The organism is Bradyrhizobium sp. AZCC 2262 (assembly GCF_036924535.1).
Classification (GTDB): Bacteria; Pseudomonadota; Alphaproteobacteria; order Rhizobiales; family Xanthobacteraceae; genus Bradyrhizobium.
Genome location: NZ_JAZHRT010000001.1, coordinates 4,782,659 through 4,800,781, shown reverse-complemented (window position 1 = coordinate 4,800,781; position 18,123 = coordinate 4,782,659). Strand labels below are relative to the sequence as shown.

General features: G+C 63.2%; 11 protein-coding genes. 10 read left to right on the top strand and 1 reads right to left on the bottom strand.

Annotated features, from left to right (window positions below; all coding sequences use genetic code 11):
* The first annotated feature begins 12 nt into the window (after positions 1-12).
* The 6 genes from otnI (at position 13) to V1283_RS22765 (ending at position 9,996) form a co-directional block, all read left to right on the top strand.
* A complete protein-coding gene (otnI, locus tag V1283_RS22790; protein WP_334388709.1) occupies positions 13-795 on the top strand; it encodes a 2-oxo-tetronate isomerase in 783 nt (260 codons plus the stop codon).
* On the top strand, positions 792-2,069 hold the full coding sequence (gene otnK / locus V1283_RS22785) for a 3-oxo-tetronate kinase (protein ID WP_334388708.1): 1,278 nt from the start codon (positions 792-794) through the stop codon (positions 2,067-2,069). The genes otnI and otnK overlap by 4 nt, the downstream gene beginning before the upstream one ends.
* A gap of 186 nt (positions 2,070-2,255) precedes the next feature.
* Positions 2,256-3,947, top strand: coding sequence for a methyl-accepting chemotaxis protein (locus V1283_RS22780; protein ID WP_334388707.1), 1,692 nt, complete (start codon positions 2,256-2,258; stop codon positions 3,945-3,947).
* Positions 3,948-4,177: 230 nt separating this feature from the next.
* Positions 4,178-6,208, top strand: a complete 2,031-nt coding sequence (locus tag V1283_RS22775) for a methyl-accepting chemotaxis protein (protein WP_334388706.1) — start codon at positions 4,178-4,180, stop codon at positions 6,206-6,208.
* 243 nt (positions 6,209-6,451) lie between these two features.
* Entirely contained in the window at positions 6,452-8,158 is a 1,707-nt protein-coding gene (locus V1283_RS22770) for a methyl-accepting chemotaxis protein (protein ID WP_334388705.1), read from the top strand.
* 137 nt (positions 8,159-8,295) lie between these two features.
* Complete coding sequence (locus V1283_RS22765; RefSeq protein WP_334388704.1) at positions 8,296-9,996, top strand: methyl-accepting chemotaxis protein; 1,701 nt, start codon at positions 8,296-8,298, stop codon at positions 9,994-9,996.
* A 10-nt stretch (positions 9,997-10,006) separates the two neighbouring features.
* Here the strand turns inward: V1283_RS22765 and V1283_RS22760 are convergent, their stop codons facing one another.
* The gene (locus tag V1283_RS22760; protein WP_334388703.1) at positions 10,007-10,372 is read right to left on the bottom strand and encodes a hypothetical protein; all 366 of its coding nucleotides are present in this window, start codon (positions 10,370-10,372) and stop codon (positions 10,007-10,009) included.
* Positions 10,373-10,450: 78 nt separating this feature from the next.
* Here V1283_RS22760 and V1283_RS22755 point away from each other — a divergent pair, with 78 nt between their 5' ends.
* The 4 genes from V1283_RS22755 to V1283_RS22740 all read left to right on the top strand — a co-directional run bounded on the left by V1283_RS22755 (position 10,451) and on the right by V1283_RS22740 (position 18,079).
* Entirely contained in the window at positions 10,451-11,419 is a 969-nt protein-coding gene (locus V1283_RS22755) for a helix-turn-helix domain-containing protein (RefSeq protein WP_334388702.1), read from the top strand.
* Between the two features lie 262 nt (positions 11,420-11,681).
* Positions 11,682-13,430: a methyl-accepting chemotaxis protein gene (locus V1283_RS22750; RefSeq protein ID WP_334388701.1), complete on the top strand. Its 1,749-nt coding sequence runs from the start codon at positions 11,682-11,684 to the stop codon at positions 13,428-13,430.
* 277 nt (positions 13,431-13,707) lie between these two features.
* The gene (locus V1283_RS22745) at positions 13,708-16,890 is read left to right on the top strand and encodes an efflux RND transporter permease subunit (RefSeq protein WP_334388700.1); all 3,183 of its coding nucleotides are present in this window, start codon (positions 13,708-13,710) and stop codon (positions 16,888-16,890) included.
* Positions 16,877-18,079 carry an efflux RND transporter periplasmic adaptor subunit gene (locus V1283_RS22740; RefSeq protein WP_334388699.1) on the top strand — a complete coding sequence of 401 codons (1,203 nt, stop codon included), beginning with the start codon at positions 16,877-16,879 and terminating at the stop codon, positions 18,077-18,079. The genes V1283_RS22745 and V1283_RS22740 overlap by 14 nt, the downstream gene beginning before the upstream one ends.
* Positions 18,080-18,123: the final 44 nt, after the last annotated feature.

Genomic DNA, 18,123 nt, shown 5'->3' with positions numbered 1-18,123 from the left:
AGGAGACGCTCGATGCCGCGCTTTGCCGCCAATCTCTCCATGATGTTCACCGATGTGCCGTTCCTCGACCGTTTTGAGGCGGCGGCGAAGGCGGGATTTACATCCGTCGAATTCCTGTTTCCCTACGACCATCCGGCGGAGGCCGTCGGCGAGCGGCTGAAGCGCAATGGCCTGACGCAGGCGCTGTTCAACCTGCCGCCGGGCAATTGGGACGCCGGTGAAAAGGGATTTGCCGCGCTGCCGGAACGCTTTGACGATCTGAAGCGAAGCCTTGAGACGGCGCTTCCTTACGCGAAGGCGACCGGCGTCAAGCGGCTGCATCTGATGGCCGGCATCGCCAACCGAAGCCAACCGAAAGCCGTCGAGCAGTTTTATAAATCGGTGGCGTGGGCCGCGGAATTCTTCGCGCCTCATGGCCTCGACGTCGTGATCGAGCCGATCAATGCCCGCAACGTGCCGGGCTACTTTCTCAACGATTTTGGCTTCGCGCGCGACTTGATCACCGAGCTGAAGATTCCGAACCTGAAACTGCAGTTCGACATCTATCACTGCCAGATCATTCATGGCGACGTTACCATGCGGCTGCGCGAGATGATGCCGATCACAGGCCACGTCCAGATCGCCAGCATTCCCTCGCGCAACGAGCCCGACGGCGAGGAACTGAACTATCCGTTCCTGTTCGCCGAACTCGACCGGCTCGGCTATGGCGGCTTCGTCGGCTGCGAATACAATCCGCGCGGCAAGACCACCGACGGCCTCGGCTGGTTCAAGCCCTATGCCGGAGTAACGCCGTGAAATTGTCTCTGGGCTGCATCGCCGACGACTACACCGGCGCCTCCGATCTCGCCAATACGCTGACCCGCCAGGGCCTGCGCACGGTGCAGACGATTGGCGTTCCCTCGGACGATCTCGCGCTGCCGGAGGTCGACGCGGTCGTGGTGTCGCTCAAGAGCCGCTCGATCGAGGCCGGCGTTGCGGTCGATCGTTCGCGCGCCGCCGAGAAATGGCTGCGCGGCCGCGGTGCCGGTCACGTGCTGTTCAAGATCTGCTCGACCTTCGATTCCACCGACGCCGGCAATATCGGCCCCGTGATGGATGCGCTGCGCGCCGATTCGGGCGACGCGATCGTGCTGGTGACGCCGGCCTTTCCGGAAACCGGCCGCACCGTCTATCAGGGCAATCTGTTCGTCGGTTCCGTGCCGCTGAACGAAAGCCCGCTAAAGGATCACCCGCTCAACCCGATGCACGATTCCAACCTGGTGCGGGTGCTGGCGTGCCAGAGCCAAACCAAGGTCGGGTTGGTCGATCTCGCCACGCTCACGCGCGGCGCGGATGCGGTTCGCGGGCGCCTCGCCGATCTCGCGGGCAACGGCCTTGGCGCCGCGATCATTGACGCCGTGTTCGACCGCGATCTCGAAACAATTGGAAACATTGCGCTGGATCATCGCCTGTCCGTCGGCGCGTCCGGCATCGGGCTCGGCATTGCGCGGGCGCTGGTTGCGTCCGGCAAGGTCAAATCTGCTTCCGCAGGCGCAGATGCCGGCGCAGCGGTCGGTGGACCGGCCGCCTGCCTGGCGGGGAGTTGCTCACAGGCGACGCTGGCCCAGATCGCAAACGCCGAAAAGACCATGGCCGTGCTGCATCTCGATCCCGAACAGATCGTCGCGGGACCGGGCGAGGTGCGTCGCGCGCTGGCCTGGGCGAACGACCGAATCAGCGGCGGTCCCATCCTGATCGCCTCAAGCTCGACGCCGGATCAGGTTGCAGCTCTGCAGTTTCGGCATGGCCGCGATGCAGCCGGACATGCCATCGAGCAGGCAATGGCCGATATCGCAGAAGGCCTGGTGCGCTCAGGCGTGCGGCGATTGGTGGTCGCCGGTGGTGAAACTTCAGGCGCCGTCGTCGATCGCCTGCGCATTCCCGGATTCCTCGTAGGCGCAGAAATCGCTGCAGGAGTGCCGGTTTTGCGTGCCGTCGGTGCCGACAAGGGCGACATGCTGCTTGCCCTGAAATCAGGCAATTTCGGCGGAACGGAATTTTTCTCCGATGCGCTGAAGCTGATGCGCTGATCGCTGCGCCGGCGTTCATGGGGCCGGTGCGACCTGCTGCCTACGTATTTTTACCCCGACGTCGTTAACTCAACCTGAGGACGTGCCGGGTTTTATTTCGAAGCGCGATCCTTTGATTCCCTCGCCTTTCTCTGCCTCGTCACGTTCGGCGTGTTCCCCGCGCCCAAAAACCAAGAGATTCCCGCCATGCTCGCCAAATACTCGATCCGCACCAAGATCATCACCGTTGTGGCATTCCTGCTCGTCGCGATGACGGGTATGGGCCTGCTCGCGGTCAGGAACATGCGGTCGATCAACGCCAACACGGTCGACATCACCACCAGTTGGCTGCCGAGCGTCCGCGTGCTGGGAGATCTGCGCGCCGGCGTCATCACCTATCGCAACGTGATCCGCGAGCACATGCTGTCCGACACGCTGGAGGAAAAGCTGGCGATGGAAAAGACGCTCGCCACCGTCATCGAGGCCAACACCAAGTTTCGTGCCGCCTATGAGCCGATGATCACGTCGCCGGAAGAGCGTGCGCTCTATGCCGAGTGGTCGAAGCTCTGGGACAAGTATAACGCGGGCACCCAGGAAGTGATGGCGCTGTCGCGCAAGGCGGTCGGCAAGATTCCGACCGAGGCGCACGAACTGAACACCAAGACAGTCAACAAGATCGGGCTCGAGGCCGATGCCGTCCTGAGCAAGGATATCGACCTCAACAACAGAGGCGCCGACAAGGCGGCGCAGGATGCCGCCGACAGTTACGGCTCCGCGCTGACGATGCTTGCGACGATTCTCGGCGCGGCCATCATCCTCGGTATCGGCGTCAGCGCCTATCTGGTTCGCGACGTATCGAGCGGCATCGCCTCCATCGTCAGCCCGATGCAGGCGCTGGGCCAAGGCGATCTGAGCGCGAAGGTGCCGCATCAGGGCGAGAAGACCGAAATCGGCGCCATGGCTGATACCCTCCAGGTGTTCAAGCAAGCGCTGATCGCCAAGAAGGCCGCTGACGAAGCCGCGGCGCTCGACGCCGAAGCCAAGATCGAGCGCGGCCGCCGTGTCGACGGCATCACCCGCAATTTCGAAAGCGTGATCGGCGAGATCGTGCAGACGGTATCGTCGGCTTCGACCCAGCTCGAAGCCTCCGCCGGCACGCTGTCGGCGACGGCCGAACGCTCGCAAACACTGACGTCGACCGTGGCGTCGGCTTCCGGGGAAGCCTCTGCCAACGTGCAGTCGGTGGCGTCGGCGACCGAAGAGCTTTCCTCCTCGGTCACCGAGATCGGCCGTCAGGTGCAGGAATCGGCGCGGATGGCCACCGATGCGGTTGGCCAGGCCCGTGTCACCAACGACCGGGTCAGCCAGCTGTCCAAGGCGGCGAGCCGTATCGGCGACGTGGTCGAGCTCATCAACACCATCGCCGGCCAGACCAATTTGCTGGCGCTCAACGCCACCATCGAGGCGGCGCGTGCCGGCGACGCCGGCCGCGGGTTTGCGGTCGTGGCATCGGAAGTGAAGGCGCTCGCGGAGCAGACGGCAAAAGCCACCGGCGAGATCAGCCAGCAGATTACCGGCATTCAGGGCGCGACCCAGGAGTCGGTGAATGCAATCAAGGAAATCAGCGGCACCATTGAACGGCTGGCAGAGATCTCTTCGGCCATCGCGGCTGCCGTGGAAGAGCAGGGCGCGGCGACGCAGGAAATTTCGCGCAACGTGCAGCAGGCTGCCCGCGGAACCCAGCAGGTTTCCTCCAACATCTCCGACGTGCAGCGCGGCGCAGGCGAGACCGGCGCGGCCTCTTCGCAGGTGCTCTCGGCGGCGCAGTCGCTGTCGGGCGACAGCCATCGCCTCAAACTCGAGGTCGGCCGGTTTCTGGATTCGGTCCGGGCGGCCTGACGAGCGGGTCGGCGGCAGACAAGGGCCCGGCTTCCGGAAGGGAGCCGGGCCTTTTCTCGTCTGACGCGAATCTGGCGGGACTGCAACCCGATACCTTCACGCAAGCGGAAATTAACCGGTCCCGGCTACGCTGCCGGTAATTTCGGGGCCGCGCGCGCAGGTTGCTGGTTCCGCTGCCGAGCAAATTCCGCTTCCGGAAAACTTGCTTCAGAAAATTTGGGGTCGTCGACATGATCAAGCTCAACCGTATCGGAAACAAACTGGGCTTGGCCGGAGCGGTCGGCGTCTTGCTGGCGATCGGCATGGTGACCAACCAGATAATGACCGAATCTGCGGTCACGGCCGCCAATGATCGGGCTGCCCGCTCGCAGAAGGTGGCCGATACCTCGCTGGAGGCACATCTCGAGCTTCGCAAGATACAGCTCGCCGCCCGCGATATCAGGCTGGCGCGAACTCCCGCCGATGTCGAAAAGACTGTCGCCGAGCTGCAGCGGCACAAGGCGGCCATGGCGAAGGACATCGAGGCTGCGCTCGAAACGGCAAAGATGGCGGCCACCCAGGATCGGCTACAGAAGACCAAGGCCCTGATGGAAGGCTTTACCGCTGCCGTGGAAGATCTCGCTAAGGCGCAGATCACGCTGCTGGCGCAGATCGACAAGCGCTCGGGCGTCTCGGATGAATGGACCAAGGCCGTCGCGGCGCAGTTGGGTTCACCGGCGATGGCGAAACTGGACAATCGCCTCGAGATCGAACGTCTGCTGTTTCAGGCCGATGCCAGGGTGAGCACGCTGCGGGCGGCGGCCTGGAAGCTCGGCGCCACCGGTGATGCCAATTTGGTCACCGAGATGGGCAAGACCGAGGCCTCGCTGAAGGATGTCTTTAACAAGCTGCGCGGAGAGGCGGACGACCGCGAGTTGCTGGTCGTTGTCAGCAACCTGTCTTCGATCGTCAAGCGCTTCCTGGCCGCCAACGAGGACGCCGTAAAGACCGAGCAGATAAAGAACGACATCATCATCAACCGCACCACCAAGTCCGCCGCCGATGCCGCCGATCTGATGGAAGCAACGGTCGAGAATTCCAAGAAGAATGCGCTGACCTCCAAGGAAGAGGTAGTGGCCGAAACAGCGCAGGCCAACCGGATCAGCTTGGTCATGGCCCTCGTCGTCGTCGTGTCGCTGATCGGCTCGGTGGTTTTTTCCTTCCTTGGGGTCGCACGTCCGATGACGCGCCTGAACGGTGCGTTGGGCAAGATGGCCGGCGGCGATCTCGATGTCGAGATTCCCGGCGCCGGCCGCGGCGACGAAATCGGCGACCTCGCCAAGACGGTGACCGTCATTCGCGAGAACGCCGAGCACAAGGCGCGCGAGGAAGCCGAGACCAAGATCAACCAGGATCAGGTCGCGGCGCAGCGGCGCAAGGCCGAAATGATCAAGCTCGCCGACGATTTCGAAGGCGCGGTCGGCAAGATCGTGGAGACCGTGTCCTCGGCGTCGAGCGAACTCGAAGCCTCCGCCGGCACGCTGACGGCAACCGCCGAACGCGCCCAGGAACTGACCACGATGGTCGCTGCGGCTTCTGAGGAAGCCTCAACCAATGTGCAGTCGGTGGCCTCCTCCACCGAGGAGATGGCCTCGTCCATCACCGAGATCGGCCGTCAGGTCCAGGAATCGGCGCGGATGGCCAATGAGGCCGTCGATCAGGCCCGCACCACCAACGGCCGGGTCAGCGAATTGTCGAAGGCGGCAGCCCGCATCGGCGCGGTGGTCGAACTCATCAACACCATCGCCGAACAGACCAATTTGCTGGCGCTCAACGCCACCATCGAGGCGGCCCGCGCCGGCGACGCCGGCCGCGGTTTCGCCGTCGTGGCGTCCGAGGTAAAGGCGCTGGCGGAACAGACCTCGAAGGCGACCGGCGAAATCGGCCAGCAGATCACCGGCATCCAGGCCGCCACCCAGGAGTCGGTCGGGGCGATCCAGGCGATCAGCACCACGATCGAGAAGCTGTCGGAGATATCCTCGACGATTGCGGCCGCCGTGGAAGAGCAGGGCGCCGCCACCCAGGAAATCTCCCGCAACGTGCAGCAGGCGGCCCGCGGCACCCAGCAGGTCTCCGCCAACATCACCGACGTGCAGCGCGGCGCCGGCGAGACCGGCACGGCGTCCTCGCAGGTGCTTTCGTCGGCCCAGTCGCTGTCATCGGACTCGGGTCGTCTCAAGCGCGAGGTCGGCAAATTCCTCAACTCGGTGCGGGCGGCCTGATTTATCCGCCATCAGGCAAATTCAAAGCCCGGCGCTTCTTGCGGCCGGGCTTTTCTTTCTCGAGGGTGGAGCATCAGTTCGCTCAAGCCGCTTCTTGTCGCCAGCGAGAAATCGATATCGGCTTCGGCAAGTAACTCGTGAGTCACCGTAGAGCTACGGAGTGTCAACTTTACATTGGATAAAGAGCCGCAGCCTAAACCCTTTGTACAGGCTTTTTTATGCCGCTGACAAAGAGGTCCCCTGATGTCGTTTCTGGCGAATTTCCGTGTGCTCACGAAAGTGCTGGCGATCATTTGTGTGCTGTCGCTGATCACGGGGATCATGGCCTGGCTCGGGATCAGTTCGCTGCATTCGGTGAGCGAACGCTCCGACACCATGGCGCGGTCGGCGGCACGGGCCTTGCTGGCTACCCGTGCCAACAACAACGTGGTGGCAATGAACCGCGCCGAGTTTCGCAGCGCTCTTGATCCTCGCGACGAAAACAGGCTGGCTGCACGCGCGATGATTGATGAGCAGGTCAAGCAGCTCGAGGAGCGTCTTGCCGAAGTGAGCAAGACCACTGACGAGAAGACACAGGCTCTGCTGCCGGCCGTCAGATCGGCGCTTTCCACCTATCAGTCGCAAATGAAGCAGACGCTTCAGTCGGTCGACGACGCCAAATCCGCGGAGCTGACGCAGTCGGCGGCAGGATTGCGGGAAGTGGCGATGAAGAGCCGCGCCGCGGCAGAGACGCTGCAGATCGCTATCCGCTCGGTGGCGACCAGGCTTGACCAGAGGGTCATGGAAAACAACAAGGCCGCGGAGGAGGAGTATGCCTCCGCGTCGCGGCTGCTTGTCATCCTCGCGGTCGCAAGCGTGGTGTTCGGCCTGGGGTTCGGCTTCGCGGTCGGTCAGTACGGCATTGCCAAGCCGATCCGGGCGGTGGTCGAGTTGTTGCAGCAGCTCGCCGCCGGCAAATACGACGTCGGCATTTCGGGCACGGAGCGCGGCGACGAGGTCGGCGACGTCGCCAAGACCGCCGTGGTGTTCAAGGAAAATGGCCTTGCGCGGATCCGCATGGAGCGTGAGCAGAAGGAGGCGGAAGTTCGCGCCGCCGCGCAACGCCGCACCGACATGCTTCAGCTCGCCGACGGTTTCGAGCGGGCGGTAGGCGAGATCGTCGAAACCGTGTCGTCGGCCTCTACCGAACTCGAAGCCTCCGCCACCACGCTGACATCGACCGCCGAGCGCTCGCAGGAGTTGACCACCGTGGTGGCGTCGGCTTCGGAAGAAGCTTCGACCAATGTGCAGTCGGTCGCCTCCGCCACCGAAGAGCTCTCCTCTTCGGTCAATGAGATCAGCCGTCAGGTCCAGGAATCGGCGCGGATGGCGAGCGAGGCCGTCGGTCAGGCCCGTCACACCAACGAGCGCGTCGGCGAACTGTCGAAGGCGGCCGCTCGCATCGGCGACGTCGTCGAGCTCATCAACACCATCGCCGGCCAGACCAATCTGCTGGCGCTCAACGCCACCATCGAGGCGGCGCGCGCCGGCGAGGCCGGCCGCGGCTTTGCGGTGGTGGCGTCGGAAGTGAAGGCGCTCGCGGAACAGACGGCGAAGGCCACCGGCGAGATCGGTCAGCAGATATCCAGCATTCAGGCCGCGACCCAGGAGTCGGTCGGCGCGATCAGGGAGATCAGCGGCACCATCGAAAGGCTGTCGGAGATCTCCTCGACGATTGCGGCGGCAGTGGAACAGCAGGGCGCGGCGACGCAGGAGATTTCCCGCAACGTGCAGCAGGCAGCGCAAGGTACCCAGCAGGTCTCCGCCAACATCACCGACGTGCAGCGCGGCGCCGGCGAGACCGGCTCGGCCTCGACGCAGGTGCTCTCCGCCGCCCAGTCCCTGTCGACGGACTCCAACCGCCTCAAGCTCGAGGTCGGCAAGTTCCTCAACTCGGTGCGGGCGGCCTGAGGTGCCGAGTGCGAGGGGCCCAGGTTAACGGAAACTCAGTATATCTACTGAGTAGAAATTAACGGGAAGAAAGCGGCCGACATATACGATTCCGCGAGATGGGGCGGACGACGCCCGTCGTCGCGTGGAGATCAATCATGTTTGGAATGATGCGCCGGGCCAGGATGACGGTTGGCCGGAAGATCTATGCGCTCATTTGCCTGAGCTTCATCGGGCTCCTGGGCGTGGCTTTTTTCGAATCGCACGAACTGGCATCGAGCCTCAATCAGCAGAAACAGATCGAGCTGCGGCACCTCGGCGAGGTCGCCCTCGGCATCGTCAAGGAAGAGCATGCCGCGGCGCAGAAGGGCGACGTTCCGGCCGCCGACGCCCAGAAGCGGGCGATGGCCCGGATCGGTGCGCTCCGCTACGGCAACAACGACTATTACTGGATCAACGACATGCATCCCAAAATGGTGATGCATCCGATCAAGCCGGAAATGAACGGCAACGATCTGTCGGCCTACAAGGATCCGAACGGCAAGCTGCTGTTCGTCGATTTCGTCGATACGGTCAAAAAGAGCGGCTCAGGCTTCGTTCCCTATGAGTGGCCCAAGCCGGGCTTCGACAAGCCGCAGCCGAAACTGTCCTACGTGGTCGGCTTCGCGCCGTGGAACTGGGTTGTCGGCACCGGCGTCTACATCGACGACCTGAAGGCGCAGACCTGGGCTTCGACCCAGCGGTCCCTGATCGTTGCCGGCGTGATCCTGCTGTTTTCGCTCGTGGTGTCGATCTTCGTGGCGCGCAGCGTCACCGGTCCGCTGCAACGGATGACAGCCGCGATGAACGATCTCGCCAGCGGCAACCTTGCCGTCGCGGTGCCCGGCGTCGGACGCGGCGACGAGGTCGGCGAGATGGCCAAGGCGGTCGAGATCTTCAAGGGCAATGCCGTCGCCCGCCAGGCGCTGGAAGTCGAGCAGCGCGAGGCGGAGACCCGCGCGGCCAGCGGCCGCAAGACGGACATGCACAAGATGGCCAACGATTTCGAAGCCGCCGTCGGCCAGATCGTCGAGGCGGTATCGTCGGCATCGAGCCAGCTCGAAGTATCCGCGGGCACGCTGACCGCGACCGCGGAGCGCGCGCAGGAACTCACGGGCGCAGTCGCGGCGGCCTCCGAGGAAGCTTCCACCAACGTCCAATCGGTGGCCTCCGCCACCGAGGAGATGGCCTCGTCCGTCACCGAGATCAGCCGACAGGTGCAGGAATCGGCGCGGATGGCCAATGACGCCGTCGATCAGGCGCGGGTCACCAACGACCGCGTCAGCGAATTGTCGAAGGCGGCCACCCGCATCGGCGACGTCGTCGAACTGATCAATACCATCGCGGGTCAGACCAACCTGCTGGCGCTCAACGCCACCATCGAGGCGGCGCGTGCCGGCGAGGCCGGCCGCGGTTTTGCGGTCGTGGCATCCGAGGTGAAGGCGCTTGCGGAACAGACCGCGAAGGCCACCGGCGAGATCGGACAACAGATATCAAGCATCCAGGCAGCGACCCAGGAGTCCGTGAACGCGATCCAGGCCATCAGCGGCACGATTGAAAAACTGTCGGAGATTTCTTCGACCATTGCAGCCGCCGTCGAAGAGCAGGGCGCCGCGACGCAGGAGATCTCCCGCAACGTGCAGCAGGCGTCCATGGGCACCCAGCAGGTGTCCTCCAATATTGGCGACGTGCAGCGCGGCGCCAGCGAAACCGGATCGGCGTCCTCGCAGGTGCTTGCTGCGGCGCAATCGCTTTCGGGCGACTCCAACCGCCTCAAGCTCGAGGTCGGCAGGTTCCTCGACTCGGTGCGGGCGGCCTGATTCGTGCCGACTATTCGGTCCGCAGCCGGTTCCTCATGCCGGCCCAGCGATCGCCGATGATGCGAATCGGAAAACGCGAGCTGCCTTGAACAGCGTGTATTCGGCTGCACGAGAAGCGGGAGACATCCCTAGATCGTAAAATTGCGATTGCGGCATGGGCCGACCAATCGCCCTGAGCGAAACTGATGTCGAATGTGGCCAATGAATTTCCGAAATCGGGAAAAATCGGTAAGATACAAAGGCATCGTGATGATCTGATGTCCTGCAGATCTGATGCCATGTGTCCTGCGTCAATGAAGACGAGCCAGGACTCAAGACGCTTCATCCGATGGCAGAGCGCATCGAGGCGCCCCTTCGCCATGGTCAAGTCGCGCATACGTTCCCTCTCAATTCCGGTTAGCGCTTTTTTTTCGTTGTTGCGACGATCGCTACCGACGGCTCGGATGATCGCCGCGTGTCGTTGCTTGATGAACTAGCTGAGTCTGACTTTGTGAAGATCAACCGGTCTCCGGATTTCGATCATTTCCAGAGCATCGAAGGCTTGGGCGAGGCAAACAGCATTCCGCTCGATTGCCGGGACTTCGCCGCATCGTTCGCCTCGCTGAGGCTGAAGGCCTGCACGATCTATCTGCAGCGGACATTTCCGCGAATTCTTCAGGTGCAATATTCCACGACCGGGGCGATCGTCGGTCTGTTGATGGACGATGCGGCTTCGCTGATCCTGAACGGCGCGGAGGCCCGCGCGCCGGCATTTCTGCTGGTCAGGGGCAGCGCGAAATGTGAGATCGTGGAGCAGCAGCCCAATCTGGTCGCTTTCGTGAATTTCGATTCCATCGATGATCGCGGCTGGCCGGGCAAGCTCGATCATGCTCAGGTGATTGCGACCGAACCTGCCAAATTCGAGGCGCTTCGCACGACGTTGCGCGACGTCCTGATACTCGCGTCGCATTCGTCCGATACCCTGGTTCAGCCTGATGTGATCGAGAGTATCGAAGAATCGATCCTGCAGGCGGTCGATCTGGCGATGGCTGCCGCATCGCCGGCGTCCGATGCCAGGCGCCTGAGCCTGAGCCACTATCTGGCGCTGGTCCGGAAATTCGACGAGTTCGTCGCTGTCAACGCCGGCAAGACGCTGTACAGCGCCGATGTGGCGCGACAGCTTGGGGTCTCGGTCCGGACGCTGCATAACGCCGTGGTTGCGATTCGCGGCATGAGCATGCATCGTTACATGCGGCTGCGGCGGCTGTGGAGTGTGCGTCAGCAACTGCTGCGGGGGGCGGCGCCGCAATCGATCAAGGCGGTCGCGCTCGTCAACGGCTTCTGGCACATGGGCGAGTTCACAGCACTCTATCGCGAGTTGTTTGGCGAAACGCCGCAGCAGACCTTGTCGGCGGCACGTAAGAATACGGACAGTCAGTCGTGATACCGGCGAAGCGAGCGGCGATACCGTAGTTCTACGATTTGCCCAAATGTCTTCGCTTAGTCCCTCATTAACCACCGTATGAAACCTTGGCGGCATGAGTGCCGCTCTGTGGCGAGGCCGCCGCAGGAGCCCCTTCGTCCGCAACGAACCGGCTCGTCCGATTATCGGCCCGGCGCTTCTTCAACCGTGATCCCGCTCTGCGGGAAACAACGGCATCGCTGCGATTTCACTGACCCCTGCTGTTTTTTCAAGGACGCTTATCATGTCGAGCATCACCCGCTTCCTTCTGAATCTTTCGATCGGCGCCAAGCTCGGCATCGCCTCGGGCCTCGGCGTTCTGCTCGTCGCCACGATGGTGATTGTCCAGATCCGGTCCAACGCGGCAATGCGCGATCTCGACGTGCGCATGGCCGGGCAGCAGACGATCGCGCGGGATGCAGTGGATGCGAAGGCGTCGATCCGCGGCATGCAGATTGGCATCCGCGACCTGCGTCTCGCCAACAGTCCGGCGGACATACAGAAAGCCAACGACTATGTTGCGGCCCATCTCAAGTCGGTGAACCATTTTGCCGACGAGATGTTGAGACTGTCCAAATCCGCCGAGAACCGTGCACGCATCGAAAAGCTCAAGGCGAAGGCGGACGATTATGCGAAGGGCGCTCAGCAGATCGCGGCCGTTCGCGGCGAGGCGATCGCAGCAGGCAGCGGAGCCGACGCTGCAGCGAAGATCACGAAGCTGAATGAAGAAGCCATCCGCATTGCCCGCGAAGTTACGCTGCCGATCGCTGCCGAACTCGAGCCGCTCGCCAATCAGGTCGCTGAGTTCGCCAAGCACAGCGTGGAAGAGCAGGCCGCCCAGGCCACAAAGGAAATGGCTGCGGCGGAATGGGAAGCCATGGCTTTAGGCATCGGCACGGTTCTGTTGCTGATCGTAACCAGCATCTTCTCCTACTTCACGATCGCTCGTCCGATGCGCGCGTTGAGCGTGTCGATGGACGAACTTGCCGGCGGCAATTTCGCCGTCGTGCTGCCTGGACTCGGCCGCAAGGACGAACTCGGTGCGGTCGCCGCCGCCGTCGAAAAATTCAAGGTCGTCTCGGAGCAGAAGGCGCGCGACGAGGCGGAAGCCAAGATCAGGCAGGACCAGATCGCGGCGCAACAGCGCAAGGCGGAGATGGTCAAGCTTGCGGATTCGTTCGAGGCGGCCGTCGGCGAGATCGTCGAAACCGTGTCATCCGCTTCGACCGAACTCGAAGCTTCCGCCGGCACGCTGACGGCGACCGCCGAGCGTGCGCAGGAAGTGACGACCATGGTGGCGGCGGCTTCGGAAGAAGCATCCACCAACGTGCAGTCGGTGGCATCGGCGACGGAGGAACTGTCCTCCTCGGTGAACGAGATCAGCCGCCAGGTCCAGGAATCGGCGCGGATGGCCGGCGAGGCCGTGGACCAGGCCCGTCACACCAACGACCGCGTCAGCGAATTGTCGAAGGCGGCCGCCCGCATCGGCGACGTGGTCGAACTCATCAATACCATCGCCGGCCAGACCAATCTGCTGGCGCTCAATGCCACCATCGAGGCCGCGCGCGCCGGCGAGGCCGGCCGCGGTTTTGCCGTCGTGGCCTCCGAAGTGAAGGCGCTGGCCGAACAGACCGCCAAGGCCACGGGCGAGATCGGCCTGCAGATTACCAGTATCCAGGGCGCAACCCAGGAGTCGGTGCACGCGATCCAGGCAATCAGCGGGACCATCGAAAGGCTGTCGGAGATCGCCTCGACGATTGCGGCGGCGGTGGAAGAGCAGGGTGCGGCGACGCAGGAAATCTCGCGCAACGTGCAACAGGCGGCCCAAGGCACCCAGCAGGTGTCTTCCAACATCACCGACGTGCAGCGCGGCGCCAGCGAGACCGGCTCCGCGTCGTCGCAGGTGCTCTCCGCGGCGCAGTCGCTGTCGTCCGACAGCAACCGCCTCAAGCTCGAGGTCGGAAAATTCCTTGATTCGGTGCGGGCGGCCTGATTGTAGCGTTTTCGAGCGAAGTGGGTGCCGGTTCGCGTAAAGAAAACGCGTCAAAACAAGAATCTAGAGCTTCGGTTCTGATTCGATCAGAACCGATAATGCTCTAGGTCCGGCCGCGCTCGGTTCGACCTTCCCAGCTATGCCAGGGAAGTGAAGGGCGGCTGCGCTGGCGGCGTTGGTCTTTTGGCCTCTTTTCGGCTAAATCAGCGCGGTTGAACTGGCCTTTTTGCAGCGCCAGCTACCGTTGTGCCGCGGTGCCCTGGGGAATGCCTGTTACATGATAGCACTGGTCCGCATTGCGCTGAGCCGGCCGTATACGTTTGTCGTGCTCGCGCTGCTGCTGTTGATCATCGGGCCGCTGGCGGCGCTGCGCACGCCGACCGATATCTTTCCGGATATCCGCATCCCGGTCATCGGGGTGGTCTGGAACTATACCGGCCTGCCGCCGGACCAGATGTCAGGGCGCATCATCCTGCCGTTCCAGCGGGCGTTGACGACGACCGTCAACGATATCGAACATATCGTCGCCAATTCCTATAACGGCATCGGCATCGTCAAGATCTTCTTCCAGCCGAACGTCGACATCCGCACCGCCAATGCCCAGGTGACGGCGATTTCGCAGACGCTGCTGAAGCAGATGCCCCCAGGGGCTACCCCGCCGCTCATCCTCAACTACAGCGCCTCCACCGTCCCGATCATCCAGGTGGCGCTGTCGGGCGAGGGGCTGACCGAGCAAAACCTGGCTGATATCGGCATCAACCAGTTGCGCACTCCGCTCGTCACCGTGCCGGGCGCCGCCATTCCCTATCCGTTCGGCGGCAAGCAGCGCCAGGTCCAGATCGACCTCATACCCGCCGCGCTGCAGGCGCGCGGCCTGTCCGGGCAGGACGTCGCCAACGCGCTCGCCGCGCAGAATCTGATCACCCCCGTAGGCACCCAGAAGATCGGCCAGTTCGAATACAACATCCAGCTCAACAACTCGCCGCTCAAGATGGAAGAGCTTGGCAACCTGCCGATCAAGACGGTCAACGGTGCGATGGTCTATGTCGGCGATGTCGCCACCGTCCGCGACGGCAATCCGCCGCAAACCAATATCGTTCACGTCGACGGCAACCGATCGGTCCTGATGATGGTGCTGAAGGCGGGCGCGACCTCGACGCTCGATATCATCGCCGGCATCAAGCAGAAGGTGATCGACGTCAAGGACCAGCTTCCTGACGCGCTCAAGATCGGCTTCATCGGCGACCAGTCGGTGTTCGTGCGCGGCGCCATCGAGGGCGTCGCCCTGGAGGGCGTCATCGCCGCACTGCTGACCAGCGTCATGATCCTGCTGTTCCTCGGCAGCTGGCGATCGACCGTCATCATCGCGGTCTCGATCCCGCTGTCGGTGCTGGGCGCGATCATCATGCTGTCCCTGATAGGCGAGACGCTCAACATCATGACGCTCGGCGGCTTGGCGCTTGCGGTCGGAATCCTCGTCGACGACGCCACGGTCACGATCGAAAACATCAATTATCATCTGGAGCAGGGCAAGCCGGTCGAACAGTCGATCCTGGACGGCGCCAACCAGATCGTGACGCCGGCCTTCGTGTCGCTGCTCTGCATCTGCATCGTGTTCGTGCCGATGTTCTTCCTGCAGGGGGTGGCACGCTTCCTGTTCGTGCCGATGGCCGAAGCCGTGATGTTCGCAATGATCTGGTCGTTCATCCTGTCGCGCACGCTGGTGCCGACGATGGCGAAGTATCTGCTGCAGCCGCATGTCCACCATGAGGGCGGACCGCCGAAGACGTACAATCCGCTGGTGCTGTTCCAGCGCGGCTTTGAGACCCGGTTCGAGCGCATTCGCGGCACATATCGCGATCTGTTGTCGATGGCGCTGGGACACCGGCCGATGTTCGTCACCGGCTTCCTCGGGGTAGTTGCGCTCTCGTTCCTGCTGGTGCCCTATCTCGGCCGCAACTTCTTTCCGGCCGTCGATGCCGGCAACATCCTGATGCATGTCCGTACCCAGATCGGCACCCGCGTCGAGGAGACCGCCAACCAGCTCGCCGACGTGCAGAAGGCGATCCGCAAGATCCTTCCGCCTGGCGAGATCGAGACGATGACCGACAATATCGGCATGCCGATCTCGGGCATCAACATGACCTACAACAACACCGGCGTGATCGGTCCGGCAGACGGCGACATTCAAATCAAGCTCAAGGAAGGCCACAAGCCGACGGACCAGCATGTGCAGTTACTTCGCGAGCAATTGCCGCGGCAGTTCCCGGGCATGAGCTTCTCGTTCCTCCCGGCTGACATCGTCAGCCAGATCCTGAATTTCGGTGCGCCGGCGCCGATCGACCTGCAGATCCGCGGACCCAATTCGGAAGGTAATTTTGCGTATGCCAACAAGCTGCTGAGCCGCATCAAGAAGATTCCCGGGATTGCCGATGCGCGCATCCAGCAATCGCCCAATGCGCCCACCTTTAATATCGACGTCGATCGCACCCGGGCACAGTATGTCGGTCTGACCGAGCGCGACGTCACCAACAGCCTCGTGGTCAATCTGGCCGGCAGCGCGCAGGTCGCGCCCACTTATTATCTCAACCCCGACAACGGCGTGTCCTATTCGATCGTGATGCAGACGCCGCAATACAAGATGGATTCGCTCAGTGCGCTGCAGGCACTGCCGATCACGGCGACGGGCAATCCACAAGCGCCGATCCTGGGTGGCATTGCGGACCTGAAGCGCGCGACATCCAGCGCGGTTGTGTCCCAATACGACATCCAGCCGTTGGTGCAGATCTTCGCGACGCCGCAGGGCCGCGATCTCGGCGCGGTCTCTGCCGACGTCCGGGCTGCGATATCAGACACGGCCAAGGACGTGCCCAAAGGCTCGTCGGTGGTGCTGCTCGGCCAGGTGCAGACCATGAACAGCTCGTTCTCCGGCCTGCTGTTCGGCCTGCTCGCCGCCGTGGTGCTGATCTATTTCCTGATCGTGGTGAACTTCCAGTCCTGGTCCGATCCGTTCGTGATCATCACGGCGCTGCCGGCGGCGCTCGCCGGTATCGTCTGGATGCTGTTCACGACCCAGACCACGCTATCGGTGCCGGCGCTGACCGGCGCGATCATGTGCATGGGGGTCGCGACCGCCAACAGCGTGCTGGTAATCAGTTTTGCCCGCGAGCGCTACGAAGAGCTCGGCGATCCCATTGCGGCGGCGCTGGAGGCCGGTTTCGTCCGGTTCCGACCGGTGCTGATGACGGCGCTTGCCATGATCATCGGCATGGCGCCGATGGCGCTGGGCCTCGGCGAGGGCGGCGAGCAGAACGCCCCGCTCGGACGCGCCGTGATCGGCGGCCTGATCTTTGCAACGATCGCCACGCTGATGTTTGTTCCCGTGGTATTTAGTATGGTACACAAGAAACAAGGCGCCAAAGCCGCCGCCTCACCGGAGATTCCGCATGCCGCCCACTGAACAGCGCCCTCCGGTCTCGCGCCGGAAATTGGGCATATTCGGGGTTGTGGCGGTGGTCGGAGCCGGACTGATCGTTGCGACCGGCATTCGCGCCCGCGAGGATTCCAGCGCAAAGCTGAAGGAATGGACCGACAATCAGGCCGTTCCGACGGTTGCCGTCGCGCCGCCCAGCGGCAGGGCGCTCAATCCCACCCTCGAACTTCCGGGCCGGCTGGAGGCCTATTCGCGCGCGCCGATTTTTGCGCGCGTCAGCGGCTATCTTAAAAGCTGGAGCGCCGATATCGGCGCCAGGGTCAAGGCCGGCGACGTGATCGCCGAAATCGAGGCGCCGGACCTCGACCAGCAATTGCTGCAGGCGAGGGCCGACCTCGTCAGCCAGCAGTCGAGCGCGCAACTGTCGGAAGCAACGCTAACGCGGCGCAAGACGCTGCTCGCCTCGAATTTCGTCTCGATGCAGGAAATCGACGAGCGTACGGCCGACCTCAACAACAAGAAGGCCGCCGTCAAATCCGGCCAGGCCAACGTCGAACGGCTGGAAGCGCTCGCGGGCTACAAGAAAATCACCGTGCCGTTCGACGGCGTGGTCACCTCGCGCGAAACCGATGTCGGCGCGCTGATCAATGCCGGTGGCGGGGCAGGCCCGGCGATGTTTGTCGTCTCCGACATCACCAAGCTGCGCGTCTATGTGAACGTGCCGCAGAACTACGTGCCTGCGATCAAGATCGGCGCGAAGGCCGAACTCGTAATGCCGGAATACCCGAACCGCACGTTTGCCGCGACGGTAGAGGCCTCTTCGCAATCGGTCGAGGTTTCCTCCGGGACGACGCGGATGCAGCTTGCGCTCGACAATGCGAATGGCGAATTGATGCCGGGCGGCTATGCCAGCGTCCGCCTCAGTCTGCAGCGCGACGCGGTGCCGCTGCACATTCCCGCCAGCGCCCTGATCTTCAACAAGGCCGGCCTGCGGGTCGCGACCGTCGGCCGGGACGACAAGGTGCTGTTCAAGACAGTGACCATCGTCCGCGACCTCGGCCGCGAAATCGAACTCGCCTCCGGCCTCGCCGCCGACGACCGCGTCATCACCGCGCCGCCGGATGGTCTCGCTGACGGCGATCAGGTTCGGGTTGTCGGCGCCGGCGCAGGGGGCAAGCCCGCGACCGCGTCGGAGAAGCAGGACGTGAAGGGGTAGGGTTCTTGCCCTCTCCCCTTGTGGGAGAGGGTGGATCGAATGAG

What these genes read in the sequence shown, in the direction of transcription:
- otnI (WP_334388709.1), top strand. Translation starts at nt 13, where the DNA reads ATGCCGCGCTTTGCCGCCAATCTCTCCATGATGTTCACCGATGTGCCG.
- V1283_RS22780 (WP_334388707.1), top strand. Translation starts at nt 2,256, where the DNA reads ATGCTCGCCAAATACTCGATCCGCACCAAGATCATCACCGTTGTGGCA.
- V1283_RS22775 (WP_334388706.1), top strand. Translation starts at nt 4,178, where the DNA reads ATGATCAAGCTCAACCGTATCGGAAACAAACTGGGCTTGGCCGGAGCG.
- V1283_RS22770 (WP_334388705.1), top strand. Translation starts at nt 6,452, where the DNA reads ATGTCGTTTCTGGCGAATTTCCGTGTGCTCACGAAAGTGCTGGCGATC.
- V1283_RS22765 (WP_334388704.1), top strand. Translation starts at nt 8,296, where the DNA reads ATGTTTGGAATGATGCGCCGGGCCAGGATGACGGTTGGCCGGAAGATC.
- V1283_RS22760 (WP_334388703.1), bottom strand. Translation starts at nt 10,372, where the DNA reads ATGCGCGACTTGACCATGGCGAAGGGGCGCCTCGATGCGCTCTGCCAT.
- V1283_RS22750 (WP_334388701.1), top strand. Translation starts at nt 11,682, where the DNA reads ATGTCGAGCATCACCCGCTTCCTTCTGAATCTTTCGATCGGCGCCAAG.
- V1283_RS22745 (WP_334388700.1), top strand. Translation starts at nt 13,708, where the DNA reads ATGATAGCACTGGTCCGCATTGCGCTGAGCCGGCCGTATACGTTTGTC.
- V1283_RS22740 (WP_334388699.1), top strand. Translation starts at nt 16,877, where the DNA reads ATGCCGCCCACTGAACAGCGCCCTCCGGTCTCGCGCCGGAAATTGGGC.